We start from the raw sequence: 25,734 nt of genomic DNA, 5'->3' as shown, positions 1-25,734 counted from the left end.
TCAGCTCGGGGCCTCGGCGCCCTTGCGGGCGTAGAACCACCAGCACACCGCCAGGCACGTGGCGTAGAAGCCGATGAACATCCACAGGGCGTTGGTGACGGCCATCGCCGCGAACATCGCGGGAATGAAGAAGAAGCCGTAGGCGGCGATGGCGGAGGAGAAGCCGGTGACGGCGCCCGCCTCCATCTCGGACTGCTTGAGCGCCGCCGCCTGCGCCTCGGGGCCCTTGCCCTCCGCCTCGCGCATGTGCTGGTCCCGGAAGATCACCGGGATCTGCCGGAAGGTCGATCCGTTGCCGAGGCCGGAGAAGGCGAAGGCCGCGAGGAAGCCGATGAAGAAGGCCCAGAAGCTGCCCTGGTCGCCGCCCGAGGGCAGCGCGAAGATCACCACGACCAGGGCCGCGGCCATGCCGACGAAGGACAGCATGGTGACCTTCGCGCCGCCGATCCTGTCGGCGAGCCAGCCGCCCGCCCAGCGCATGAGCGCGCCGATGAAGGGGCCGATCCAGGCGTAGGTGGTGGCCTGGTAGCCCTGCGACTCGAAGTTGTTCTTGATCAGGAGGGGCAGGCCGGCGGCGAAGCCGATGAAGGAGCCGAAGGTGCCGACGTAGAGCCAGGTCATCAGCCAGTTGTGCTTGCGCCTGAAGATGATCTTCTGCTGACTGAAGGGCGCCGCGGCCACCCTGAGGTCGTTCATCAGGAACCAGGCGAGCAAGGCCATGATCACCAGCAGCGGCACCCAGAGGAAGGCGCCGTTCTGCAGCCAGATGTCCGTGTCGTTCTTCGCGTCGTGCTGCGGGCCGCCCGCCGGGGCGCCCAGCACGGCCGCGGTGACCACCAGCGGAGCGACCAGCTGGACCACGCTCACACCGAGGTTGCCGAGCCCGCCGTTGAGGCCGTTGGCGCTGCCCTTCTCCCGCTTGGGGAAGAAGAAACCGATGTTGGCCATGGAGGAGGCGAAGTTCGCACCGCCGATGCCGCAGACGGCGGCGATCAGCGCCAGCTCCCAGTAGGGGGTGCCGTTGTCCTGGAGCGCGAAGCCGAGCCACAGCATCGGCACGACGAGGATCAGCGTGCTGAAGGCGGTGAACTTCCGCTCGCCGAAGATCGGCCCGATGAAGGTGTAGAGGATCCGGAAGGTGCCGCCGGTGATCCCGGGGATGGCGGTCAGCCAGAACAGCTGCGACTTCGAGAAGCCGAAGCCGACGTCGTTCAGCTTGACGACGGTCACCGACCAGACCTGCCAGACCACGAAGCCGAGCATCAGAGCGGGGATCGAGACCCAGAGGTTGCGCTGCGCGACCCTGCGCCCGGTGGACTGCCAGAAGCCGTCGTCCTCGGGCCGCCAGTCGCCGATGGTGGCGCCGGGCTTGTAGGTCTCGGCACGGTGCGAGCGCACCGCGGACGGGGTGGGCGTGGGCATCGACATGGTCATCGGTCCTTCGGGTCGAGGAGCCACAGTCCGAGGACGACGAGGAAGGACAGGATCAGGAATCCCGCGCCCCACCAGGCCGTTCCGGTGTTCCCCTTCATCCACTCGTTGACGGTCACGGTCAGCGCCCAGAGCTGTCCGACGACCACGGTGAGGGCCAGGGCCAGGCGGGCGTTGAGCTTCGAGGACCGCTCCGGCTCCTGCTCGGTGCCGGCTCCCGGGCCCGGGCCCGTGTGCCGGATCCGCGGGTCCCCGTAGCCGCTGGTGGAGCGGATCTGCGGATACCGGTCGCGGACCGGCCGGTTCAGCCGGGGCTGGGCGCTGCCCGGGCGGTACTCCGGAAGCGGAGGGATCTGCGGGGCACTCATGTGCGCTTCCTCTCGGGCTCGGCGGCGCGATCCGAACCCGGGCAGCGCAGTTGCAGCGAGAACTCGGGGTGGGAATCGCCGAACTGCCGGCAGAGGGCGTCCTTGGCCGGCTCGCCCGACCGGGCGGTGCCGATGGCCCAGACGCTGCCGTCGGGCTGCTCGGTCAGGAAGATCCTGGGGAGCGGGCGCGGCGGCGGCCCCGCGGCCACCTCGCCGGTGCGCACGTCGAAGACGCCCTCGTGGCAGGGGCAGTACAACTCCCCCTCGGGCCCGCGGTCCTCGCGCCAGAGCACGGCGCAGGCCAGGTGGGTGCAGACGGCGGAGTAGCCGACGAGGGTGCCGTCACCGAGCCGGACGGCGACGGCCCGGTCCTCGTCGCCGGGAAAGCGGAAGGCGACGGACTGGCCGGGCGCCAGCAGGTCGGTGACCTTCTTGGGCTCGGGCAGCTTCTCGCTGTCGCCGTGCCGGTGCAGGATGCCGGCGGCGACGCCGACACCGCCGACGGCCAGGCCGCCGGAGACGGTCGCGACGATCCGCAGGTAGTCGCGCCGGGTGGTGAGGGAGTCGGCGCTGATCCGGTCGCGCAGCTGCCCGGCGGCGGCGTCGGCGTCGGGGTCCGGGGTGGAGGCCGGAGGGGGCTGTTCGGTGACGCTCATCGGACGTCCACTCCCCCCACCCGTCGCCCGCCGCCATCCTCATGCGAATGCGCTTCGCGCATGTCCACGTCCACTCCGTTCACTTCCACGACGGGGAGGCCGCCGGGGACGGGCCACTGGACCTTGTCGGCGGGGACGACCATCGCCACGCCGGTGCTGACCACCACGTCGCCGAAGACGAAGGAGTCGGCGACCTGCACGCCGGGGCGCTCGGCCTGGAGCTCTTCGAGGGTTCCGTAGAAGAGGGCTCCGGTGGGGCAGACGGTGGCGCACATGGGCGCCAGGCCGTAGGCGGTGCGGTCGTAGCAGAGGTTGCACTTCATCTGCAGCTTCGCCTGGAGGTCGATCTTCGGGACGCCGAAGGGGCAGGCGTTGACGCAGTTGGCGCAGCCGATGCAGCGGGTGGTGTCGGCCTGCTGGACCACCCCGTCGGCGGTCACCAGGATCGCGTCGGCGGGGCAGACCTCGGCGCAGGGTGCGACCGGGTCCTCGCAGTGCATGCAGACGGTCGGAAGGGAGGCGACGGACATGCCGGGATCGGTGTAGTCCAGGTGGATCATCGACTTGCCGCGGTGGGAGTCGCATTCGCGGCAGGCGGAGACGCAGGCCTGGCAGCCGATGCAGCGACCTGGGTCGATGAAGATCGTGCGGCCCATCATGGCGAGTCAGCTCCTCTCCGCCGTGCCACGGCCCTGCGGCGACGTGGGCGGCAGGGGGTCGGTGCGGGAGAGCTGGGTCTCCGGGTAGGCCTCACGGCCCGGGGCGGTGGGCGGCGCGGGCACCTCGTCGACCTGTTCGCCGGCCTCGATCCGGGCGGCGCAGACCTTGAACTCGGGGATCTTCGAGCGGGGGTCGAGCGCGTCGATGGTCAGGGCGTTCGCGGCCGTCGGCACGGGCCAGTGGTAGGGGATGAAGACGGTGTCCGGCCGGATGGCCTCGGTGACCAGGGCCGGGAAGACCTCGCTGCCGCGGCGGGTGACCACCCTGACCGGGTCGCCGTTGCGGAAGCCGTGCGAGGGGTGGACCTCCACCCAGGGGCGCGGGGTCTGCTCGACGAGGGCGCCCAGGCGGCGGGTCTGGTTGCCGGAGAGGAAGTGCGCGACGGTACGGCCGGTGGTGAGGGAGAGGGGGAACTCCTCGGTGTACGGGTCCATCGGCGCGTGCCACTCGACGACCTGCATGTGGACCTTCCCGTCGGGGTGGAAGGTCTTGCCGCCCTCGAACAGCCGGGGAGTGCCCGGATGGTCGGTGCTGGGGCAGGGCCACATGATGCCGCCGGTCTCCTCCAGGCGTTCGTAGGTGATGCCGTAGTAGTCGTTGACCGTGCCGGCGGAGGCGACGCGGAGCTCTTCGAAGACCTCGCGGGAGCCCGCGAAGTCGAACTTGTCCCCGGCGCCGAGACGCCGTGCGAGTTCGCACATCACCCAGGTGTCGGTGCGCACTCCGGGGGGCGGTTCCTGCGCCTTGTTGTGCTTGACGACGCGGGCCTCGGTGTTGGCCATGACGCCCTCGTCCTCGGCCCACACGGTGACGGGGAAGACCACGTGCGCGTTGGCCGCGGTCTCGGAGAGGAAGAAGTCGAACTGGGCGTGGAACTCCAGGCGGTCGTAGCCCTCCTTGACCGCGCCGTAGTTGGGGAGGGAGACGAAGGGGTTGTTGCAGATGCCGATCAGTCCGCGGATCTCCTGCCGCTGCATCTGCCAGACCATCTCCATCATGGAGGTGCCGGCGGGTGGGAGTTCGGACTCCTCGATGCCCCAGATCCGGCAGATCTGGCGGCGGTGCTCCTCGTTCATGATGGAGCGGCCGCCGGGCAGCAGGTCCGCCTTCTGGCCGTGCTCGCGGCCGCCCTGGCCGTTGCCCTGGCCGGTGATGGTGCCGTAGCCGGCGCCTGGCTTGCCGAGGTTCCCGGTGGCCACGCACAAGTTGATGATCGTCAGGCAGTTCTCGACGCCCTGCGAGTGGTGCTCGACCCCGCGCGCGTGGAAGGCCATGGCCTTCTCCGCCCCGCCGAACATGCGGGCCACCTGGACGATCTGCTCCTCGGGGACCCCGCAGATCGCGGCGGAGCGGGCGGGCGGGTAGTCCTGGACGGTCTTCTTGACCTCGTCCCAGCCGGTGGTGTGGGCGGCGAGGTAGGCCTCGTCGGTCAGGCCCTCCTCGATGACCACGTGCAGGACGGCGTTGAAGAACGCGGAGTCGGTGCCGGGCTTGAGGGCGACGTGCACGTCGGCGGTGCGGGCGATGGCCGTCTCGCGCGGATCGACCACGATCAGCGAGGCCCCGCGGTCCCGGGCGCCCCAGAGGTACTGGGTCATCACGGGGAAGCACTCCCCCACGTTCGACCCGGCGATCAGCAGGCAGTCGGTGAGGAGGATGTCGGAAAAGGGGTTCGCGGCCCGGTCGATGCCGAAGGACAGCTTGTTGGCACCGGCGGCGCTGACCATGCACAGGCGGCCGTTGTAGTCGACGTGCCGGGTCTTGAGGGCGACCCGGGCGAACTTGCCGACCAGGTAGGTCTTCTCGGAATAGAGGCTGGCGCCGCCGAGCAGGCCGAAGGCGTCGTTGCCGTGGGCGCCCTGGATGCGGCGGATCTCGGAGACGGTGAAGTCCAGGGCCTCGTCCCAGGAGACCTCCCTGAACTCCTCGTCCCGGGAGCGGCGCAGCAGCGGGCTCGTGAGCCGGTCGGGGTGGTTGACCTGCTGGTAGGCGTTGATGCCCTTGGGGCACAGCCGCATCCGGTTGATGTCGTGGTTGCGGGGCTCGACGCCGAAGACCTTGCCGCCCCGGTCCACGCGCAGGTACATCCCGCACTGCACGCCGCAGAAGCAGCAGTGGGTGGGGACGAGGGTCTCGCCGTTCTGGTCGGCGTGCCACTGGTCGGCGGGGATGCCGCCCGCGTCACGGAAGTTGCGGGTGCCGGGAGGGGCGATGGAGGGGTCGATGGGCAGCGGGCCAGTCCGGGCGGGGTCCGTCGCGGTCACTTGAAGCCCTTCTTGACGTGGTTCAGGTAGGCGTTGCCGCGCAGGACCCGTTTGCAGCGCGGGCAGTATTCGGCCCAGGAGTCGAAGTCGAGCTTCAGGTCCCGCATCGTGCCGCGCAGGTTCTCGACGTACGGGGTGGTGTCGACGGGCTCCCCGCAGCGCTTGCAGGCGAAGACCTGGTCGCCCTGGCGGGCCGTGTACTTGAACAGCTGCATGCCGACCGCGGCGGGGCGCTGGACGATGTGGAAGAACTTCCCGAACGGGATGTAGATGAGGGTGAACACCACCGACACCATGTGCAGGAGGGCCAGGAACTCGTAGCCGCCGCCGTGCAGGAAGATCGACGAGAAGGTCAGCAGCAGCCCGGTCACGGAGATCACGATCAGGCAGATCAGCGGCAGCAGGTCGTAGGCGAACCGCTGCCCCGTGATGGCACCCCGGTCCTTCATCCGGCGCCACAGGAAGTACGAGGCTCCGGGGATGACGAGGACCGCGGCGATGTCCAGGCCGTGGAACATCAGCCAGCCCAGGATGTTCAGCGAGTCGAAGCCGAGGACCTTGAACCCCCAGATCCGCATCTCGTAGCCCGGCCCGGAGCCGCTGCCCGAGGTGAAGGTGAACCAGCCCCAGGTCAGCGGGAAGGTGATGAGCGCCGCCAGGACGCAGCCCCAGAAGATGAGCTGGTGGGCGGCCCAGCGTGAGCGTGAGCGGGCGCCGAGGAACTTCTGGAAGCCCAGGTAGGTGGCGATCATCTTCGGCAGTGCGGTGGGCGCCTTGCGGAAGTTATCGACGGAGAAGAAGCTGCCGAACCCCTTCTTGAAGAGGCGGCGCGCGCCGGGTGCGGAGACCCACACGGTGTACCGGTAGGCCACGCCGAAGGCGAGGAACACGGTGGCGACCGCGTACGGCAACAGCGCCGAGTCGAAGTCGCGCAGGAAGCGGCTGCCGAGCACGATCGCGGCGATGAGCAGCAGCGAGACGACGACACCGGCCAGGGTGGCCCGTACGGCGACGGGTTGCCCGGCCGGTGACGGGCTCTGGGGTGGCTGGGCCGGGGGCTCCGGCGGCGGGGTTTCGGTGAGGACTTCGGTGGGCTCGGACACAGCACCACGCTAAGTGGTCTGTACCGATTAGGCCCGTTATGCGGCATTTACTATTGGGCTGAACGGGTCAGACGGCCTTCAAGCCCTGAGCGGCGAAGACCGCCTTGGCCTCGGCCACCTGCTCCGGCGTGGGCGAGGGGGTGTCGTGCAGGGTGAACTTCATGTCCAGGGCTTCCCACTTGCTCTCCCCCAGCTTGTGGAAGGGCAGGACGTCGACCCGCGAGACGTTGCCGAGGGTGCCGGCGAAGGCGGCGACGCCCTCGACGTTCTCGCGGGCGTCGGTCAGCCCGGGCACCAGCACGAACCGCAGGTGCACCTCCTTGCCCAGGTCCGCGAGGCGGCGGGCGAAGTGCAGGGTGGGCTCCAGCGGGCGGCTGGTGAGGCGCTCGTACGTCTCGCGGTCCCAGGACTTGATGTCGAGCAGGACCAGGTCCACGTCGCGCAGCAGCGCGTCGGTGGCGCGGGCGCCCAGGAAGCCCGAGGTGTCGAGGGCGGTGTGCAGGCCGAGGTCGTGCTTCATCCGGTGCAGCAGTTCGCCCGCGAAGACGGGCTGGAGCAGCGGCTCGCCGCCGGAGACGGTGGCCCCGCCGCCCGCGGCCGCGATGAACCGCGTGTACTTGCGGGCCTCGGCGATGACGTCGTCGGCCGAGGTGCGCCTGCCGGCCCGCATCCTCATGGTGTCGGGGTTGTGGCAGTACAGACAGGTCAGCGGGCACCCGGCGAGGAAGGTCACGAAGCGGGTCCCCGGGCCGTCCACCCCGGTGGAGAGGTCCCAGGAGTGCACGGAACCCTCGCTGGGCCGCTGCGTCGCGGCGGCGGCCGGGGTCTGCCCGGCGCTGACGGCGACGGCCGCGGCCCGGCCGACGGGGATGCTCGTACCGAAGAGGACGGTCATGGCAGGTGCTCCAGAGGTGATCCGGTGTCGGACCGGTGTGCCGGTGTGCCGGTGTGCCGGTGTGCCGGTGTGCCGGTGTGCCGGTGTGCCGGTGTGCCGGTGTGCCGGTGTGCCGGTTTCCGATGGGTCGCGCGGTCCCGGGGGCCTGGTGAGGGCCCGGCCCCCGGGGCGCGTCCGGCGGCTCCTTACAGCGAGCCGTGGAAGGTGCGGTTCAGCACGTCGAGCTGCTGGTCCCGCGTGAGGCGGACGAAGTTGACCGCGTAGCCGCTGACGCGGATGGTCAGCTGCGGGTAGTTCTCCGGGTGCTCCATGGCGTCCATGAGCGTGTCGCGGTTGAGGACGTTCACGTTCATGTGGAAGCCGTCGACGGCCATGTAGCCGTCGAGCACGCCCGCCAGGTTCTTGATCCGCTCCTCGGGGGTACGGCCCAGGCCGTCGGGGGTGACGGTGTTGGTCAGCGAGATACCGTCCTCGGCGTCCTCGTAGGGGAGCTTGGCCACCGACAGCGCCGAGGTGATGTAGCCGTGGGTGTCGCGGCCGTTCATCGGGTTGGCGCCCGGGGAGAAGGGCTCGCCGGCGCGGCGCCCGTCGGGAGTGTTGCCGGTCTTCTTGCCGTAGACCACGTTCGACGTGATCGTCAGCACGGACTGGGTGTGCTCCGCGTCCCGGTAGGCCGGGTGCCTCCGCACCTTTTTCATGAACTCCTCGACCAGCCACACGGCGATGCCGTCGACGCGGTCGTCGTTGTTCCCGAACGCGGGGTAGTCGCCCTCGACGACGTAGTCGGTGACGAGCCCCGTCTCGTCGCGCACGGCGGTGACCTTGGCGTGCTTGATGGCGGACAGCGAGTCCGCGGCGACCGAGAGGCCCGCGATGCCGCAGGCCATGGTGCGGCGCACGTCGCGGTCGTGCAGGGCCATCTCGATGCGCTCGTAGGCGTACTTGTCGTGCATGTAGTGGATGACGTTCAGGGCGTGGACGTAGGTCGCGGCGAGCCATTCCATCTGCTGGTCGAACCTGGCCATGACCTCGTTGTAGTCCAGCACCTCGGCGGTGAGGGCGCCGGTGTCCGGGCCGACCTGGACGCCGGACTTCTCGTCGCGGCCTCCGTTGATCGCGTAGAGGAGGGTCTTGGCGAGGTTCACGCGGGCGCCGAAGAACTGCATCTGCTTGCCGACCGGCATCGCGGAGACGCAGCACGCGATGGCGGTGTCGTCGCCGAAGCGCGGACGCATCAGCTCGTCGGACTCGTACTGCACCGAGGAGGTGTCGATCGAGACGCGCGCGCAGAACTCCTTGAAGCCCTGCGGCAGCCGCGGCGACCAGAAGACCGTCATGTTCGGCTCGGGGGCCGGGCCGAGGTTGTAGAGGGTCTGGAGGTAGCGGAAGGAGGTCTTGGTGACCAGCGGACGGCCGTCCTCGCCCATGCCGGCGATCGACTCGGTGACCCAGGCCGGATCCCCGGAGAACAGCTCGTCGTACTCCGGGGTGCGCAGGAAGCGGACGATGCGGAGCTTGATGATGAAGTCGTCGACGAGTTCCTGGGCCTGCTCCTCGGTGAGGCGGCCGGCCTCCAGGTCGCGCTGGAGGTAGACGTCGATGAAGGTGGAGGTGCGGCCGAGCGACATGGCCGCGCCGTTCTGCTCCTTCACGGCGGCCAGGTACGCGAAGTACAGCCACTGGATCGCCTCGCGGCCGGTGGTGGCCGGGCCGGAGATGTCGTGGCCGTAGGAGGCCGCCATTGCCTTGAGTTCGACGAGTGCGCGGATCTGCTCGGCGAGCTCCTCGCGCAGCCTGATCGTCTCCTCCAGCGAACGGTCGCCGGCCGGGAGGCAGTTCAGCTCCTCCTTCTCCTCCTTCTTGAAGGAGATCAGGCGGTCGACGCCGTAGAGGGCCACGCGGCGGTAGTCGCCGATGATGCGGCCGCGGCCGTAGGCGTCCGGCAGGCCGGTCACGACGCCGGCCTTGCGGGCGGCGCGGATGTCGGGGGTGTAGGCGTCGAAGACACCGGCGTTGTGGGTCTTGCGGTACTCCGTGAAGACCTTCTCCAGCTCCGGGGAGACCGGGTAGCCGTAGGTCTCCAGGGCTCCGGCGACCATGCGCCAGCCGCCGTAGGGCATGATCGAGCGCTTGAGCGGGGCGTCCGTCTGGAGGCCGACGATCAGGTCCTTGTCGCGGTCGATCCAGCCGGGGGCGTGCGCGGTGATCGTCGACGGGATGTCGTGGGCGATGTCGTAGACGCCCTTCTCGCGCTCCTCCGGGAACTTGTCGGTGATCGACTTCCACACGGCGGTGGTGCGCTCGGTGGGACCGGCGAGGAAGGAGTCGTCGCCCTCGTACGGCGTGTAGTTCTGCTGGATGAAGTCGCGGACGTCGATGGCGTCTCGCCACAGTCCGCCCTTGAAGCCCTCCCAGGCCTTGCCGTTCCTCGTGGTCTCCGCAGGGGTGACAGTCATCGCCCGCACCTTCCCAGTCGCCTCGTTGCTTGTATCCATTGCACGCCTTTTGATCGATCATTTGCCTCCGCGTTGGTCCTGAGCTGGGGCCCAAAGGTCCCGCCGTTTGCCGCCCGGCGGGCACCGACACCGACCTGACCTGGCATTTCGCGCGCGCCAAAAGGCCATCGTGCACTTGTGAAAAGCTTCACAAGAATCTCGCAGCGGCAGGGCGACCAGGCCGGGCGCCGACGGGGCACGCTGCGGAATTCCCCTGCGGCTCCGCTGCGGGAGCCAGCCCCCGATCCCCCGTGCCTCGAACGCCGGCGGGGCTGAGTTTTCAGCCCCGCCGGCGTTCGAGGCACGGGGGATCGGGGCGGAGCCCCAGGAGGCGGGCCGGGGGCTCAGCTCGGAGCCTCGGCACCTCGGCGGGCATAGAACCACCAGGCCACGACCACGCAGGAGGCGTAGAAGGCCACGAAGCCCCACATCGCGCTCGTCACAGCGAAGTTGGCGAACATCGCCGGGATGAAGAAGAAGCCGTAGGCGGCGATCGCGGCGGTGAAGCCCGTCACCGCGCCCGACTCGATCTCGGCCTGCTTCAGCGCGGCCGCGTACTGCGGGGTGCCCTCCGTCAGGCCCTTCAGGTGCTGGCCCCGGAAGATCACCGGGATCTGCCGGAAGGTCGAGCCGTTGCCGATGCCCGAGAAGAAGAACGCCGACAGGAAGCAGAGGAAGAAGCCGTAGAAGGAGCCGGTGTCCGACCCCGAGGGGAGGAAGGTGATCACGCCGATGATCGAGGCCGCCATGCCCGTGAAGGACAGGATCGTCACCCGCGCACCGCCCAGCTTGTCCGCGATCCAGCCCCCCGCCCAGCGGGCCAGCGCGCCCAGGGCCGGGCCCATCCAGGCGTAGGTCGCCACCGAGTACGCGGGAAAAGTGGTCTTGATGAGCAGCGGCAGCGCCGCCGCGAAGCCGATGAAGGAGCCGAACGTGCCGACGTAGAGCCAGGTCATCAGCCAGTTGTGCTTGCGCCTGAAGATGATCTTCTGCTGGCTGAAGGGGGTGGAGGCCACCTTCAGGTCGTTCTGCCCGAACCAGGCCACCGCGGCGAGCACCACCAGCACCGGTACCCACACGAAGGCCGCGTTCTGGAGGTAGATCTCCGAGCCGTCCGCCTTCCTCTGGCCCGCGCCGATCGCGAGGACCGAGGACGTGATCAGGATCGGGGTGAGGAGCTGGACGACGGAGACGCCCAGGTTGCCCAGACCGCCGTTGATCCCGGTCGCGTTGCCCTTCTCCTGCTTCGGGTAGAAGAAGCCGATGTTGGCGAGCGAGGAGGAGAAGTTCGCGCCGCCGATGCCGCACAGCGCGGCGATCGCGACCATCGTCGTGTACGAGGTCGACGGGTCCTGCACCGCGAAGCCCAGCCACAGCAGCGGCACGATCAGCACGACCGTGGAGAGCGCGGTGAAGCGGCGCTGGCCGATCATCGGGCCGAGGAAGGTGTAGAGGATTCGGGCCGTTCCGCCGGTGATGCCGGGCACGGCCGTGAGCCAGAACAGCTGGGACTGGCTGAAGCCGAAGCCGACGTCCTTCAGGTTCGTCGCCGTGATGCTCCAGACCTGCCAGACGACGAACGCCACCAGCAGGGCGGGCACGGCGATCCACAGGTTGCGGGTGGCCACCTTCTTCCCCGTGGTCCGCCAGAAGGAGGGGTCCTCCGGCGTCCAGTCCGTGATCGTGCGGCCCGGACGGTACTGCTCCGGATCGGCGAGCTGCGGCCGTACCGCTTCCTGCGTGGCGGAACTCATGGCTTCGTCCTCAGGTGTCGAGGGGTGTCCTTGCCTATCCAGGTTCCGGTTCGACGGGCACCTCGCGGCAGAGGAGAACGCACTGTGGGTGACGGGACAAGGTCCCGCCGCCCACAGTGCGTTCGTCGGTCGGCGGGCGCGGGCTCCTCCCGGCCGCGGGCCTCGGTGCGGTACCTCCCAGCGGTGTCCGGGGGAGAGTCCGCCCGGGGCACGCGGGCGGTGCGGGCTGCGCGTCCGGTCTGCTGAACGGGCGCCCGTCTGCTCTGCTGGGCGGTATGGCCTACCTGACGATGACCGCCCGCCGGCGCGACGAGCTCCACCGCGCATCCACCCCGCTGGAACTGTTCTTCGACCTCTGCTTCGTCGTCGCCATCGCGCAGGCCGGCGCCCGGCTGGTGCACGCGCTGGCGGAGGGGCATCCGGGGGCGGGGGTGACCGGCTACTTCTTCGTCTTCTTCGGCGTGTGGTGGGCGTGGATGAACTTCACGTGGTTCGCCTCCGCCTACGACGTCGACGACGTCCCGTACCGGCTCGCGACGTTCGTCCAGATCGTCGGCGTACTGGTCTACGCGGCGGGGGTGAGCCGGGCCTTCGACGAGAACGACTGGACGGTCCCCGTCATCGGCTACATCATCATGCGCGTCGCGCTGACCGCCCAGTGGCTGCGGGCCGCGGCCGGCGAGCAGGGCGCGGCGAGGACCTCCGCGCTGACGTACGCGGCCGGGCTGGTGATCTGCCAGGTGGGCTGGGTGGCGCTGCTGTTCGCGCCCGAGGGCGCCAAGCGCTGGCTGTTCCTGGTCCTGGTCGTCGCCGAGCTGCTCGTCCCGGCGATCGCGGAGCGAAACCACCAGACCTCGTGGCACGCGCACCACATCGTGGAGCGGTACGGCCTGTTCACCATCATCGTGCTGGGCGAGACGATCGCGGCGGCCACGGTCGCGGTGAAGTCGGCGCTCGACGAGCACGAGGCGGTGGGCCTGCTGCTGCCGATCGCCGGCGGCGGGCTCCTGATCGTCTTCGCGGCGTGGTGGATCTACTTCGCGGTGCCGATGCACGAACGGCTGAACACCAACCGGGAGGCGATCCCGTGGGGGTACGGCCACCTGCTGATCTTCGCCTCGGGCGCGGCGATCGGGGCGGGCATCGAGGTGGCGGTCGAGCACGCGGTGGGTGCGGCGCACATCTCGCAGGCCGCCGCGAACGCCGCCGTGACGGTGCCGAGTGCGGGGTTCCTGCTGATGGTCTGGCTCCTGCACTCCCGCCACTTCAAGCGGGGGGTGGCGCAGCAACTGACCCTGCCGGTGGCTGCCGTGGCCGTCCTGGCGTGCACGTGGGCGGGTGCGTACGCGGTCCTCTACGCGGGGGTCGTCTGCGCGGCGACGGTCGCCGTGGGCCTGGTCCTCGCCGCGAGGCCCGCCCGGCAGGCCGCCGCCCCCCGTTGACCGCTCCCGTTGCCGGGCTCTGCCCGGACCCGCGCCTCAAACGCCGGCAGGGCTGGATCGGACCGCTGCCCGTCTGCCCGGCGCGCCTCAGAACCCCCGGGGCTCCGCCCCGGACCCCGCTCCTCAAACGCCGGAGGGGCTGGTTTTCGCCCCCGCCGTCGTCTGAGGCGCCGCCGAAGGATCTCCAGCCCGCCGGCGTTTGAGGCGCGGGGCGGGGCAGCGCCCCGGCAGTGGCGCCCCCGCCGCCGCGGGGGCCTGGGCGGGAGCCGAGGGGCAGCGGGGCCGCCCCGGCCGTCACCCCCGCGCCCCCGGCGGCGTTTCCAGGCCATGACACTCCCCGCACCGCGCACCCCCGCAGACCCCGCCAGGGAACTGGCCGAGCCTGGGTTCTGGCAACTGCCCCCGGAACGGCGTCTCGCCGCCTTCGCCCGGCTGCGTGCGGCCGGCGGTCCCGTCTTCGTCCCCGAAGGGGCCGGCCACTGGGCCCTCGTCCGGCACGCCCACGTGCAGGAGGCCAGCCGCCTCCCCAAGGTGTTCGCCAGCGCCCCCGGCGTGACCACCCCCGAGCCCGCCCGCTGGGTCCGCGCCCTGTTCGGGGACTCGATGGTCAACCTGGACGGCCCGGAACACGCCCAGCTCCGCAAGATCGTGCAGCGGGCCTTCACGCCCCGCCTGCTGGCGGCCGCCGAGGCCGACATCCACGCCGTGGCGGCCCGCATCGTGGACGACGTACTGGCGGAGCGGCCCGACGAGTTCGTCTCGGCGGTGGCCTCCCGGCTGCCGCTGGAGGTCATCTGCAACATGATGGGCATCCCGGAGCGCTACCGCCCCGAGATCGCCGACCGCGTCAACCACGCCTCCGAGAACATCGGCGTGGAGCGGGGCCTGGCCTCCCGCCTGCGGATGCCCGGCCGGGGCCTGCGCGCCCTCGCGCGCATGCAGCGGATGGTGGCGGGCATCGGGCGCGAGCGCCGCAGGAACCCCACGGACGACCTGATCTCCGCGCTGGTCTGCGCGAACGTGGACGGCCAGGCCCTCGGCGCCCGGCAACTCGGCGCGTTCTTCTCGCTCCTGATGGTCGCCGGGGTGGAGACCACCCGCAACGCGATCACCCACGGGCTGACGCTGCTCACCGACCACCCGGACCAACGCGATCTGCTGCTCTCGGACTTCGACAGGTACGCGGACGGCGCGGTCGAGGAGATGATCCGCCACTCGACGCCGATCATCCAGTTCCGCCGGACCGTGGTGGCCGAACACACCGTGGAGGGGCACCTGTTCCGCCCCGGCGACAAGGTGGTGCTGTACTACGCCTCCGCCAACCGCGACGAGGCGGTCTTCCCCGACCCGGACGCCTTCGACATCACCCGCTCGCCCAATCCCCACCTCGGCTTCGGCGGCGGCGGCCCGCACTTCTGTCTGGGCGCGCACCTGGCCCGGGTGGAGATGCGGGCCCTCTTCCACGAGCTGCTGACCCGGCCGGTCGGGCTGCGCGCGGTGGGCCTGCCCGATCTGGCGGGGTCGAACTTCGACAACCGGGTCCGCTCGCTCAAGTTCGCCTTCGAGCGGCCCTGAGGCCGCCCCCGGGGCGGGCGGGGGGGCCGGCCACCGGGCAGGCTGGGAGCCCGGCGGCCGGAGCACGGTGCCGTGCGGCCGCGACGGCGGCGCGGCTACTTCTGCAGGCGGCGCACCGCGAGCACGCAGTGGGCGCTGCCCGTGAGCACCGCCTCGTCGCCGGCGAACGCCTGCAGGGTCTCCGGGGAGACCGGCTGGCCGGGGACGGCCTCGGGCCAGGCCCGCGTGGCGAAGAGGAAGTACGCCTGGCCGCTCTCGTCCGCCGCGGCGACCCACTCGTCGGGGGCGGTGCAGCGCGCGTTCATCCCGGGCAGGGTGAGCGCGATCTGGTTGCCCTCCAGCAGGATCTGCACCGGGAAGCCGGCCGGGTTGCGGGTGCCGTCCATGACGACGTCTCCGATGGGCAGGCCGATCTCCTCCAGCAGCCCGCGGGCCGCCGTCTCCCCGGCTTCCCGGCCGCCCGGGCCGTCACCGAGGGTGTAGGCGAGAAGGTACGGGATGTCGTGCGCCTCGGAGGGGTCGCCGATCCAGGCGAGCACGGAAAGGGTGCCGAGCTGGGTCCGGTCGATTTCGGCTTGAGTAGAAGTCATGCGCCGCACCCTAGTGGTCCGGCCACCGAGCCTTTCACGGCCTTTCACCCGGGCGGGCTAGACCGCCCAGAATCCCTCTCCGGAATTCGACCGGGTGTTCGCGTCCAAGTACTGGAGCCGGTCGACGCGCGCGTTTTCCGGGACTTCGAACACCACCCATCCCTCGGCCCGTTCACCGACCGCGAGGGAATCGAAGACGAGCGGTTTGCCCGTCGTCAGTTCACCGGCGGGCACCACCGGATGGCGCTGCCCCGCGCTGTCGTGCGCCCACATGCGTCCGAGCGCCCCGTACGAGTCCCCGCCCACGCTGACGAACGACATCGAGGCCGCCACCCACCGCTTCCCGGGCGCCGGGGCGAAGTCCTTCGCCACGCTGACCGCCGGGTCCACGTACGCGCCCAGGACGACCTCCAGGTGGCGGCCGAGCCGCTGCCCGCGCACCCGCAGCACGTCACCCACATGGGCATCGTTCGCCCCGGCCCGCACGGGCGCCCCCGCGGCGCCGGGAACCCCGTCGTCCACCGGGACCGCGGGCGCGGCGGCCGGGGCGAGCGCCCCCTCGGGAGCGCGGTCGCAGCCCGCGGCACCGAGCAGCAGCAGCGGCAGGGCGGTGGCGGCGAACACGGGGAGCGGGCGGGGGGAGGGGGGCATGCGGGATCCCTTCGGGGCGTATTCCGGCCAGTCTCACGCGCTCCGACGGGGAATTGCACACACCGACACGAGTGCGCGGAGCGAGTGAGCACGCCCGGCTGCCAGCACAATTCGTTCCGGCGGATTCCCGCCCCTACGACCACCCGGAGGAACGAATGCGCATTGACGGCTCCCGCCTGGCCCTGACGGCCCTGTCGGCCCTTGCGGCCACCGCCGTATTCACCACGCAGGCGAGTGCGACCGTTTTCAACCAGGGAATTTCCGTACAGCCGTACGGTCACATTTCCCAGGGCGGCACGATCACCCTTTCCGGCACCTACCACTGCGAGACCGCGTCACCCGTGGGGACGAGTCCGCAGATCGCGGTGACCGTCGTCCAGGACGGCACCCGCCTGTCGTTCGGCGGCGGCGAGGCGCGGTGCGACGGCGCCGAGCACGCGTGGACGGCCACCGGCTCGCTCCGCTTCACCCCGGGCGTCCACCCGGGCGCGGCGCAGGCCGACGCCCGCCTCAACGAGATCACCTTCTCCGGCCTGATGCCGCGGTCGGTCGTCACGGTCGCCCAGGACGTCCGGGACGTCCGGCTGGTCGAGCGCCGCTGAGGACGCGCGGGAGGGCCCGGGCCGTGCCCGTCGAGTGGTCCGGTAGCCGCCGCTACCGGCACTCGGGCGCCACACCGGTCATCGACATGAACGCCACCGACTGGCATCCGGGGTCCGCGTGCGACCGCCCCGCCGCCCGGTCCACGACCGTCGGCACCCCGGCGGCGAGGAGGATCAGGGCGAGGATGCCCGTGACCGCTCCCTTGCTCAGCCCGCGCACGGCGTGGTCCCGCGGAGCCGGTCGCCCACAAAAGCTGTCATGGACCGCATCATCACCCCACCCCCGGCGCTCCACAACTCGACGTGACCGGGCGGTCACCCCACGCTCCGGGGGCTGCCGTTCGCGTCGAACTCGCACCACACGGCCTTGCCCTCACCCCGGGACTCCACACCCCAGTGCGTGGCCAGCGCGTCCACCAGCAGCAGCCCGCGCCCCGTGGTGGCCGCCTCGCCCGGGGAGCGCCGGCGCGGCCACACGCTGGAGCGGTCCTTGACCCACAGCCGGATCCGCCGGACCGGCTCCGGCAGCACCTCCATGGTCAGCACCGCTCCGCCGTCGGTGTGCAGCAGGGCGTTGACCAGCAGCTCCCCGGCCGCCAGCTCCACGTCGTCGGCGAGCTCCGGCATCCCCCAGTCGCGCAGGGCCTGCCGCAGCGCGTAGCGGGCCTCCGACAGGCCCTCCGGGTCCGCCTGGTGGACGTACTGGTGGATGCGCGGGGCCCGGTGCGTGCCCGGGTCGGGGGCGCGGCGCAGCACCAGCAGGGCCACGTCGTCCCCGGAGCCCCAGCGCTCCCAGAGCCGGTCGGAGAGGTGGTCCGCGAGCGCCCCGGCCTCCTGCGGGCCGCTGCGCACCGCGTGGGCGAGGGCATCCATGCCCTGGGTGATGGCGGTGCCCGGCTCCTCCACGAGCCCGTCGGTGCACAGCACGAGGGTCTCGCCGGGGACCAGGTCGAGCCGGGTCTCGGGGAACTCCTCCTGTTCGAAGACGGAGGCCAGTCCCAGCGGCAGGCCGCCGCGCACGTTGGGCCAGCCGGTACGCCCGTCCGTGTGACGGATCAGCGGGCCCAGGTGGCCCGCTCGGACCGCCCGTACGCCTCCGGTCTCCAGGTCCACCTGCGCGTACATGCAGGTCGCGAAGCGCTCGGTGTCCAGTTCGGCGAGGAAGCGCGAGGCCCGAGCCAGCACCGTGGACGGCGGGTGCCCCTCCCCCGCGTACGCCCGCAGGGCGATGCGCAGCTGGCCCATGATGGCCGCGGCGTGCGTGTCGTGGCCCTGTACGTCCCCGACGACGAGGCCGACCCGGTCGCGGGGCAGCGCGATCACGTCGTACCAGTCCCCGCCGACCTCCCGCCCGCTCCAGGCGGAGTGGTAGCGGACGGCGATCTCCCCGCCCGAGATCTCGGGGATCCGGCGCGGCAGCATGGCCGCCTGCAGGCCGGTGGCGAACTCCCGTTCCTGGTCGAAGAGGAGCGCCCGCTGCAGCGACTGGGCGACGATTCCCGCGAGACCCAGGCACAGATTGCGTTCCTCGGGGCTGAACTCGGTGCGCCGCCGGTAGAAGAGGACCAGCCCGCCGATGGCCTTGGCCTGCGCGATGAGCGGCAGGTAGGCGGCCGCGTCGTAGTGGATCCGGTTGAGGTACTCCGAGAGCAGCGGGAACTCGCCGCCCAGCTCGGTGAGCGAGGTGACGAAACGTGCCTTCCGGGAGAGCACCGCCTGGGACAGCGGGAGCGAGCCGTCCAGCCGGGTGAACTGCCGCTCGCTGAGGATCTCCAGCGTCTCCCCGCTGAGCGCGATGATCTTGATGGAGGCACCCTCGACCAGGCCGAGCGCCAGCCCGTCCGCACCGAGCCGCTCCAGGGCGCCGGCCCCGGTCAGCGCGGCCGTCACGTCGTCGACCGTCACCGCCCGCGACAGGGCCTCGGTGGTCCGCTGCACGATCGTGGTCTGCTGGGCCCGCGCCGTCTCCAGCTTGCGCAGCAGGGTGGCGTGGGCCAGCTCCGGCGTGGCGTCCCGGACGATCCCCACGATCCGGTGCGGCCGCCCGTCGGGGTCGCGCAGCACCCGGCCCTGGGTGTGGGTCCACTGGTCGGTGCCGTCGCGCCTGCGCACCGTGAAGTACGCGCCGTACGTGTCCCCGCCGGCGTCGAGGACGGAGGCCACGCTCTCGTTCAGCCGGGCGCCGTCCTCGGGCGGGATCCGCACCCCGAGCCCCTCCGGCGTGCCGTCGAACTCCTCCGGCGTCACGTCGACGACGGCCATGCCCGCCTCGTCGAGCACCATCGTCCCCGCGTCCAGGTCCCACTCGAAGCTGCCCATGCCGTTCAGCGCGAGCCGCTCACCCGGCCCGGTCGCCGGGGGGCCTCCGTCGGGCCGCCGGGCCCGCCCGGGTCCGTCCTGCTCCGCCGCTGCCACGCTTCACACCACCTAACGGACGGGCCAGCACGGCTGGGAGATGAGCCGCTCCCACTCCTCGTCAGGATGCCCCGGAAGAGTGCGCCCGGCCTCCCGCCAGCGCTTGACGAGGGTGAGGTAGATCGTGGCGTGGTCGGGGGCCTGCCCCGCCTGGTGGCCCGAGCCGTACGCGGCCCCGTATCCGGCCCCGTACGACGGTTCCGACGGCCCCCGGTGCGAGGTCGGCCCCGGGTTCCCGGCCGGCCCGCGGGCCGGGTCGTACCCGGCGGTCCTGGCCGCCGCGGGCTGTTCCCCGCGGCTGGCGGGGATCCGCACCCAGCCACGGCCCTGTGCTCGCTCCGCGCTCATCGCAGACCTCTCTCACCCGCAGTTCCGTCACTCACCGCAGATACGACCTCGGCGACCCGGCGGCGGCCCGGCGGGGCGCGACGATCGTCCGCACGCCCGACAGCGGGCCTCCGGCGCCGAGGCGCTTTCGGACTCCTCTCACCAGTCTCCCCGCCGTGAAGCCCGCACCGTGCACGAATCGCATGGAAGGGCCGAATGAGGGAGCGGTCAGCAGTCCCGCGAAGAACAGCCCGGGCCACGAGGACTCGAACCCGGGGCCGAGCTCCGGCGTCCCGGTCCGCCCCACGGTCGCCAGCGAGGCCCGCAGCCCCGCGTCGAGCAGCTCCAGCCGGGCCAGGTCCGGGGTGAACCCGGTGGCCGCGATGACGTGCTCCGTGTCCAGGACGACCGGTTCACCGGACCGGTCGGTCAGGCCGAGCCTGGTCCGCCCGCCCACGGCCGCCGCCCGGTGCAGCCGGTGCCCGAGCATCACCGGCACCCGCCGCTCGAACCGCTCGCGCAGCCACCACGCGCCGGCCGGCCCCAGCGCGGTCGCGGCGATCCGCTCCCTGCGCCGCGCGGGGAGCCCGCGCACCGCCCAGGGCAGCTCCGACCACGCCCAGCTGCGCCAGCCCGTGCCGAGACCGCTGTGGGGCTCTCGCAGGGCGCGCAGCGCGGGCCGGCTCAGGGGCTGCGGCACGCTGTTCCAGTTCAGCCGGGAGCGCCGGGCGACCAGGCACGGCCGGGCACCCCGCTCGGCCAGCAGCGCGGCGGTCTCCAGCGCCGCCTGCCCCGCCCCGAGCACGGCGACCTCCTGCCCCGCGAATACGGCCAGGTCCCGGTGGCCGCTGCTGTGCGAGCAGTGGCCGGTCGGGAGCCCCCGCAGGGCCGCGGGGACGTGCGCGAACGGCATGACCCCGACCGCGAGGGCCACCGTACGGGCGAGCAGCTGCGGCCCCTCGGCGGTGCGGACGCGGAAACCGTCGCCCTCGGGGGTCACCTCCGTGACGGTCACCTCCTCCACCTCGGGCGCGGCGTGCCGGGCGAACCACATCCCGTACGAGCTGAACGTGCCGATCGGCAGCGGAGTGCCGTGTTCCGCGCGCAGGCCGCGGGTGGCGCAGTAGTCGGCCAGGGTGTGTCCGCCGCCGGGTGCGGAGAGGTTGGAGGACCAGGGCTCCGACTTCAGGTACATCCCCTCGGGCATGTGGTCGCGCCAGGAGGCCATGGGACGGCCGAGCAGCCGTACGTCGAGCCCCGCGCCGGCCGCGTGGGCGGCGACCGACAGCCCGTACGGTCCCGCGCCGACCACCACGAGATCGTCGGTCCGCGTCATGCCCGTTCCTTCCCTTCCGCCCGCCGGACGGGCCCGTTCACCTGGTCACCAACCCGTCCGGCTCCGCCGGTGCCTCCGGCGGGGCGGCGCGTGCGGACGGCCCCGGCCGCTCCCCGCCCCGCTGGCGCGGCGCGCGGACCGCCGCGAGCGCGGTGCGCCCGCCGTGCGCCGGGAACCCGCGCAGCGCCCGGACCCCCTTCCCGGCGCCCCGCCCCGCGAAGGCGGCGAGCATCGCCAGGAACGGCCGCGGGTCGTCGGCCGCGAACCAGGCCGCCTCGACCCGCCCCCGCGGCGCGGGGGGCACGGCTCCGGTGCGGCCCGGGCGGCACCGGCCGCCCCGGAGCACGGCCAGCAGCGCGTAGTTCTCGGCGAGGAACACCCGGCCCGGCCCGCCCGAGGGCTCCGGCACCCGCCGGCCCGTCAGGTCCAGGTACATCGCCTGTACGACGTCGAGCCCGGACGGGTCGGTGAACAGCCGGAACTGCGCGCCCGGGCGCGGGTTGAAGTCCACGAGCCGGAAGGCGCCCGACTCGTCCCTGCGGAAGTCCAGGTCCAGGATCCCCTGGTAGCCGAGCCGTTCGGCGAGCCGCAGCCCCACCTCCTCGACCGCCGGGTCGGGCAGCCAGCGGCCGACCGCCGTCAGCCCCGTCCGCAGCGGCCAGGACAGCTCCTTGCGGCCGGACCCGGTGAGCAGCGGACGCCCGCCCCGCCCGAAGGCTCCGTGGAAGAACCGGTCGGTGTCCGGCCCGGCCGGCAGGAACCGCTGGAGCAGCAGCGGGCTCCCGGCCTCGCCGGAGCGCTCGTACAGCCGGACCGCCTCGGCGGCGGTCCGTACGAGCACGGTGCTGCGCAGTTCCCCGCCCCCGGCGGGCAGCAGCCACGGCCGGCTCCACTTGGCCACCAGCGGCAGGCCCAGCCGCCACGCGGCCCGGGCCGCCCCGGCCGGGCTCCGCGGGATCGCCGTCTCCGGGTGCGGGATGTCCCACCGGGCGCAGAGCCGCGCCAGCTCGGCCTTGTCCGCGACCCGGGCCGGCAGGTCGTCGGGCTGGTCGGGGATCCGGAACCGGCCCTCCAGCATCGGCGCGACCCGGGCCACCGCGATCGCGCTCAGATCGTCCATGGCGATCAGCACCGCCGGCCGGCCGATCCGCTCCGAGACCCCGGTCAGACACTCCAGCAACGGCTCCGGCGCCTCGGGGTCCAGCCCGCCGGACGGACCGGGGTGCACGGCGCGCAGGTACCGCGAACGCCCCACGGGACCTCCCCCGGCCTCGACGACGGCATGCACCTCCACACCCTTGCGGCCAAGGGATCTGACGGCGCCGAGGGTTCCGTGGTGGAACGGATTCCGGTCGAGTCTGAGCACAACGGCGGGCACGTGAACGGGATGCGCGTGCATGACAACGGCGTCTTTCACCTAGTCGGACCAAGCGGAGGATGCTACGCAGATGCGAATGGCCTAGGAGACCGTCACCGGGCAGGCCGTTCGTCGGATCTGATGCCTAACGTCTGTGACAAGCACACCGATTCGGGAAAGCCCGGGGAGACGCCATGCGCAGACCACACCGCCGACTGGCGAGCACCTGTATCGGTACGGTCGCGGCCGGACTGCTCGCCACCGGCGCCGCACTCTCGGCGCCGCCCTCGAAGGGCTGGTCCGGTCACGACGACATCGCCATGGGCGCCTATCTCGACTACGGACCGACGGGAGTCGCGCGGATCCCGCGCCTGTCGAACTGGCTGGGCGGCAAGGAGATCCGGGTGGGCCACACCTACCTGCCCGGCGACCAGTGGGCCGGCATCGAGGGACGCGTCTCGTTCCTGGCCGACTGGGCGGCGTGGCGGCTGTCCCGCTCCGACCGGATGTTCGTCCTCAACGTACCCATGCAGGAGCGCAACGAGGACCACCTCTCCGACGCCCGGGTCGCCCGGCTGATCAGGGCGGGCGCGCAGGGCGAGTACGACGTGCACTTCCGCAGGCTCGCCGAGCGGCTGGTCACGCTGGGTGTCCCGGACACGGTGATCGTGCTCGGCTGGGAGATGAACGGCACCACCTACTCGCACCGCTGCGGACCGGACCCGGAGAACTGGAAGGCGTACTGGAAGCGCATCGTCAACACGATGCGCTCCGTACCCGGTCAGAGGTTCAAGTTCGATTTCGCCCCCAACCGGGGCACCGACGCGATCGGCTGGACCCGCTGCTACCCGGGCGACGACGTGGTCGACATCGTCGGAATGGATTCGTACGACCAGTCCCCCGGCGAGACCTTCGACGAGCAGATCTCCCAGCCGTACGGGCTCCAGCAGCACGTCGACTTCGCGGAAGCACACGGCAAGGAGATCTCGTACCCGGAGTGGGGGCTGTTCCGGCACGGGGACAACGCGGAGTACGTACGGCGGATGCTGCAGTGGATCGAGCAGCACAAGCCGCTCTACCACACCATCACCGACTACTGCCCGCACGGCGTGTGGCAGTGCAAGCAGAACCCGGAGGCGTCGAAGGCCTTCCGGGAGGCCCTGACGCCGGAGAAGGCCGTCCCGGTCCCGACGCCGGTGGTCCCGACGCCGGTGGTACCCACCCCGGTCATCCCGACGCCGGTGGTACCCACGCCGGTCGTCCCGACGCCCCAGGTCCCCACCCCGCAGATCCCGACGCCCCAGATCCCGACGCCCCAGGTCCCCACCCCGCAGATCCCGACGCCGCAGATCCCCCCGGTCCCGACACCCCAGGTGCCGACACCGGTACCGACGCCCGAGGTCTCCGAGCCCCTGCCGGTGTCCCCGACGCCGCTCGACCCGGCGCCCGAGCCCACCCCGGACGCCACGCTCCCCGCGAGCCCGAGCCCCAGCCCGCTCGTCCCGAAGCCCGACCCCACCCCGGCCGTGACGCCGAAGCCGAAGCCCACTCCCAAGCCGCAGCCGCAGCCGCAGCCCAAGCCGGAGACCCCGCCGGCGAACAGCAAGCAGTGGTGCGTGCCGCTGAGCTTCAGCGAGTGGCTCTCCAAGCTCGTCGGCAAGCAGTCGGTCTGCGTGAAGGTCGACTGGGGCGGGGAATCCGGCTACTGGCCCTTCTAGACGGCTCATCGCACGCGCAGTTCACCCAGCCGCGCCCGCCAGTCCCTGGCGGCCGGCAGGGCCTCCCGCAACGCGTCCACCGCCCGCTCGCGCCCCGTCACCTGCGACTCGTGCAGCCGCAGCAGGGGCGCGAGCGCGTTCGTGGCCAGCAGGAAGCGCTGGTTGACGACCGTCTCCGGCCGCCAGTGGTTCTTGTACGGCTCGTTGCCGCGCAGGAAGCTCACCACCGGGCGGCCGTCGGCCAGCGCCCGCCCCGCCTCGTGGCGCAGCAGCAGCGTCGCCACGTCCACCTTCCGGGCGCGCAGTTCCGGGTCGGCCCCGTACAGGTAGCCGCCGCTCAGGCCGGCCGAGAGCAGCGTGACGTTGGACGCCACCACCTTCCCGTCCAGCCGGAACTCCGTCAGCCGGCCCTCCCCCGCCCGCACCATCCGCCGGGTGGCCCGGGTCAGGTGCTCGGCGAAGCGCGGCCGCAGGTGCTCGGGGGTCACCCCTCGGCCCCGCCACTGCTTCTCGTGCAGCCGCAGCAGGGTCCGTACGGCACGCGGCACTTCCTGCTCGGTGACCTCGTGCTCCTCGATCCCGACGGCGTCGGCCTTGCGCAGCTTGGCCCGGACCCGCTGGGCGCCGGAGGCCGGCATCCGCTTGACCAGTTCGTCGAAGGGCAGCGCGGGCAGCTCCATGCAGGTGGAGTCGGTGAGCCGGGCGCCCGTCCCCGGCCAGTGCTTGAACAGCTGCTCGACCATGGCCCCGGGGCGGACCTCGCGCAGGTCGACGACCGCGCCCCGGGCGGCACGGTGCAGCCCGCGGGCGAGCGCCGGGACGACCTGGTCGGCGTGCTCGGCCGCGACGAGCACGTCGAACCAGTCGGTGATGGCGCCGCCGAGCGGAACGAGCAGCGGCATCGGCCGGTGCACGAGCATCAGCGCGGCCGCGCCGACCAGCTCCTCGCCGCGCCGCACGAGGACGAGCCGCAGCCGGCCCTCCTTGCCGTACGAGAGCCACCAGGAGTGCAGCCAGGCGTGGCTCTGGAAGGGGGTGGCGGTGGGACAGCCGCGGACGAGCCGGTTCCACGGCCCCTCCAGCGCCGCGAACTGCCGGGGGTCGCGGCACAGGGTCACCGACAAGGACCGCCCCGCGGAGCCCGAGGTCATCGGACGGACTCCCTCTCCTTGGCGTCGGCGTGCTCACCCTGGGCCGGGAGGGAGGCGTACCCCTCCACGGCCGGCTGCGCCTCCGGCTCATCGGGGCGCCTGCCCCGGCCGCCGGGCCGGGCGAGCAGCCACAGCCCGCCGAGCAGGCCGCCGGCGCACATCCCGACCGCGCCGCTGATGGCGGCGGAGGGGGAGGCGGGTTCGGCCGGCGCGACGGCCTGGTTGAACAGGAGCAGCTGCACACCGGTGTTCTTGGCGGCCCGGTTGCTGCTCAGGGAGAGCGCGTCCGCGACGGCGTTCGCGATGTCGGCGGCGCCCGAGGGGCTCTTCGAGGTACCGGTGATGGCGATCATCGGGGACTCGGGCGAGGTCTCGGCGCGTACCTGGGTCCGCAGCTGCCGTGCGCTGACGCCCGCGCGGGGCTGGGCGTAGGCGAGGGTGGAACTGCTGGTGGCGATGCGGGCGTACGCCTGCGCGAAGCCGAGGGCGGTGGCGGGTTCGGTGGTGTCGTCCGGGACGGCCACGACGAAGCTGGTGGCGGCGTACTCGGGTGCCTTGAGCACCCCGTACGCCCCGCCGGCGGCCAGCCCCACCAGCGCGCAGGCGGGCAGCGGCCACCAGGCCGGCAGCCGGCGCCGGCGCGGCCGGCGTTCGGAGCGGTGGTCGGACTTCTTCTGATCGACGGCGTCGGCCATGAGCGTGCGCTCGCTTCCTGTGTGTCGGAGAGTTCTTCACGGGCCCGTGCCGGGCCCCCTGCCGGGCCCCCTGCCGGGGGCTACGGGGCAACGCTCAACCGGTACCGCCCTGCCCGGACGCGGCCCCCTGCCGCCGCCCCGGCGGCGAGGGCAGCTCCGCTTGCCGCGCGGCATCCGGGGCAGGTCCCC

22 protein-coding genes are annotated in these 25,734 nt (G+C 72.1%); 4 read left to right on the top strand and 18 right to left on the bottom strand.

The window, feature by feature from the left end:
- The 9 genes from ACZ6Y1_RS14440 to ACZ6Y1_RS14400 form a co-directional block, all read right to left on the bottom strand.
- Positions 1–1,428: a NarK family nitrate/nitrite MFS transporter gene (locus tag ACZ6Y1_RS14440; RefSeq protein ID WP_469627863.1), complete on the bottom strand. Its 1,428-nt coding sequence runs from the start codon at positions 1,426–1,428 to the stop codon at positions 1–3.
- Between the two features lie 2 nt (positions 1,429–1,430).
- The gene (locus tag ACZ6Y1_RS14435; RefSeq protein ID WP_469627860.1) at positions 1,431–1,799 is read right to left on the bottom strand and encodes a hypothetical protein; all 369 of its coding nucleotides are present in this window, start codon (positions 1,797–1,799) and stop codon (positions 1,431–1,433) included.
- Positions 1,796–2,455 (bottom strand): QcrA and Rieske domain-containing protein, encoded by a 660-nt coding sequence (locus ACZ6Y1_RS14430; RefSeq protein WP_469627857.1) that lies wholly within the window; start codon positions 2,453–2,455, stop codon positions 1,796–1,798. The genes ACZ6Y1_RS14435 and ACZ6Y1_RS14430 overlap by 4 nt, the downstream gene beginning before the upstream one ends.
- Positions 2,452–3,114, bottom strand: a complete 663-nt coding sequence (locus ACZ6Y1_RS14425; RefSeq protein WP_469627854.1) for a 4Fe-4S dicluster domain-containing protein — start codon at positions 3,112–3,114, stop codon at positions 2,452–2,454. Before ACZ6Y1_RS14425 ends, ACZ6Y1_RS14430 begins: the two co-directional genes overlap by 4 nt.
- A gap of 6 nt (positions 3,115–3,120) precedes the next feature.
- Positions 3,121–5,439, bottom strand: coding sequence for a molybdopterin oxidoreductase family protein (locus ACZ6Y1_RS14420; RefSeq protein ID WP_469627851.1), 2,319 nt, complete (start codon positions 5,437–5,439; stop codon positions 3,121–3,123).
- On the bottom strand, positions 5,436–6,542 hold the full coding sequence (locus tag ACZ6Y1_RS14415; RefSeq protein ID WP_469627848.1) for an MFS transporter: 1,107 nt from the start codon (positions 6,540–6,542) through the stop codon (positions 5,436–5,438). Before ACZ6Y1_RS14415 ends, ACZ6Y1_RS14420 begins: the two co-directional genes overlap by 4 nt.
- 67 nt (positions 6,543–6,609) lie before the next feature.
- Positions 6,610–7,437, bottom strand: a complete 828-nt coding sequence (gene pflA, locus ACZ6Y1_RS14410) for a pyruvate formate-lyase-activating protein (protein WP_469627845.1) — start codon at positions 7,435–7,437, stop codon at positions 6,610–6,612.
- A 185-nt stretch (positions 7,438–7,622) separates the two neighbouring features.
- Positions 7,623–9,893: a formate C-acetyltransferase gene (pflB, locus tag ACZ6Y1_RS14405; protein ID WP_469627843.1), complete on the bottom strand. Its 2,271-nt coding sequence runs from the start codon at positions 9,891–9,893 to the stop codon at positions 7,623–7,625.
- 383 nt (positions 9,894–10,276) lie between these two features.
- Positions 10,277–11,686, bottom strand: coding sequence for a NarK family nitrate/nitrite MFS transporter (locus ACZ6Y1_RS14400; protein ID WP_469627838.1), 1,410 nt, complete (start codon positions 11,684–11,686; stop codon positions 10,277–10,279).
- A gap of 275 nt (positions 11,687–11,961) precedes the next feature.
- On the opposite strand from ACZ6Y1_RS14400, the gene ACZ6Y1_RS14395 reads away from it, so the two are divergent.
- Together ACZ6Y1_RS14395 and ACZ6Y1_RS14390 are read left to right on the top strand one after the other, a co-directional pair.
- Positions 11,962–13,128, top strand: a complete 1,167-nt coding sequence (locus ACZ6Y1_RS14395; RefSeq protein ID WP_469627835.1) for a low temperature requirement protein A — start codon at positions 11,962–11,964, stop codon at positions 13,126–13,128.
- 327 nt (positions 13,129–13,455) lie between these two features.
- Entirely contained in the window at positions 13,456–14,703 is a 1,248-nt protein-coding gene (locus tag ACZ6Y1_RS14390; RefSeq protein WP_469627832.1) for a cytochrome P450, read from the top strand.
- A 95-nt stretch (positions 14,704–14,798) separates the two neighbouring features.
- On the opposite strand, the gene ACZ6Y1_RS14385 is transcribed toward ACZ6Y1_RS14390, so the two are convergent.
- Both ACZ6Y1_RS14385 and ACZ6Y1_RS14380 read right to left on the bottom strand, forming a co-directional pair.
- A complete protein-coding gene (locus tag ACZ6Y1_RS14385; RefSeq protein ID WP_469627829.1) occupies positions 14,799–15,293 on the bottom strand; it encodes a DUF5949 family protein in 495 nt (164 codons plus the stop codon).
- A 57-nt stretch (positions 15,294–15,350) separates the two neighbouring features.
- Positions 15,351–15,944 (bottom strand): DUF4352 domain-containing protein, encoded by a 594-nt coding sequence (locus ACZ6Y1_RS14380; RefSeq protein WP_469627826.1) that lies wholly within the window; start codon positions 15,942–15,944, stop codon positions 15,351–15,353.
- A gap of 155 nt (positions 15,945–16,099) precedes the next feature.
- On the opposite strand from ACZ6Y1_RS14380, the gene ACZ6Y1_RS14375 reads away from it, so the two are divergent.
- Positions 16,100–16,546, top strand: a complete 447-nt coding sequence (locus tag ACZ6Y1_RS14375; RefSeq protein WP_469627823.1) for a DUF6299 family protein — start codon at positions 16,100–16,102, stop codon at positions 16,544–16,546.
- Between the two features lie 52 nt (positions 16,547–16,598).
- On the opposite strand, the gene ACZ6Y1_RS14370 is transcribed toward ACZ6Y1_RS14375, so the two are convergent.
- The 5 genes from ACZ6Y1_RS14370 to ACZ6Y1_RS14350 all read right to left on the bottom strand — a co-directional run bounded on the left by ACZ6Y1_RS14370 (position 16,599) and on the right by ACZ6Y1_RS14350 (position 21,879).
- On the bottom strand, positions 16,599–16,766 hold the full coding sequence (locus ACZ6Y1_RS14370) for a hypothetical protein (RefSeq protein ID WP_469627820.1): 168 nt from the start codon (positions 16,764–16,766) through the stop codon (positions 16,599–16,601).
- A gap of 95 nt (positions 16,767–16,861) precedes the next feature.
- The gene (locus ACZ6Y1_RS14365) at positions 16,862–18,961 is read right to left on the bottom strand and encodes a SpoIIE family protein phosphatase (protein WP_469627817.1); all 2,100 of its coding nucleotides are present in this window, start codon (positions 18,959–18,961) and stop codon (positions 16,862–16,864) included.
- A 12-nt stretch (positions 18,962–18,973) separates the two neighbouring features.
- Positions 18,974–19,309 (bottom strand): hypothetical protein, encoded by a 336-nt coding sequence (locus ACZ6Y1_RS14360; RefSeq protein WP_469627812.1) that lies wholly within the window; start codon positions 19,307–19,309, stop codon positions 18,974–18,976.
- A 31-nt stretch (positions 19,310–19,340) separates the two neighbouring features.
- On the bottom strand, positions 19,341–20,624 hold the full coding sequence (locus tag ACZ6Y1_RS14355) for an NAD(P)-binding domain-containing protein (protein ID WP_469627809.1): 1,284 nt from the start codon (positions 20,622–20,624) through the stop codon (positions 19,341–19,343).
- 37 nt (positions 20,625–20,661) lie between these two features.
- Positions 20,662–21,879 carry a carboxylate--amine ligase gene (locus tag ACZ6Y1_RS14350; RefSeq protein WP_469627806.1) on the bottom strand — a complete coding sequence of 406 codons (1,218 nt, stop codon included), beginning with the start codon at positions 21,877–21,879 and terminating at the stop codon, positions 20,662–20,664.
- A 296-nt stretch (positions 21,880–22,175) separates the two neighbouring features.
- Here ACZ6Y1_RS14350 and ACZ6Y1_RS14345 point away from each other — a divergent pair, with 296 nt between their 5' ends.
- A complete protein-coding gene (locus tag ACZ6Y1_RS14345; protein ID WP_469627803.1) occupies positions 22,176–23,699 on the top strand; it encodes a glycoside hydrolase family 26 protein in 1,524 nt (507 codons plus the stop codon).
- A gap of 5 nt (positions 23,700–23,704) precedes the next feature.
- Here ACZ6Y1_RS14345 and ACZ6Y1_RS14340 read toward each other — a convergent pair whose 3' ends face one another.
- Complete coding sequence (locus tag ACZ6Y1_RS14340; protein WP_469627800.1) at positions 23,705–24,850, bottom strand: GNAT family N-acetyltransferase; 1,146 nt, start codon at positions 24,848–24,850, stop codon at positions 23,705–23,707.
- Positions 24,847–25,545 (bottom strand): YveK family protein, encoded by a 699-nt coding sequence (locus tag ACZ6Y1_RS14335; protein ID WP_469627797.1) that lies wholly within the window; start codon positions 25,543–25,545, stop codon positions 24,847–24,849. Before ACZ6Y1_RS14335 ends, ACZ6Y1_RS14340 begins: the two co-directional genes overlap by 4 nt.
- Positions 25,546–25,734: the final 189 nt, after the last annotated feature.

This window comes from Streptomyces sp. NPDC053432 (assembly GCF_055585365.1).
Note: the sequence above shows the minus strand (reverse complement) of the source record. Positions and strands in the feature narration are given on the sequence as shown.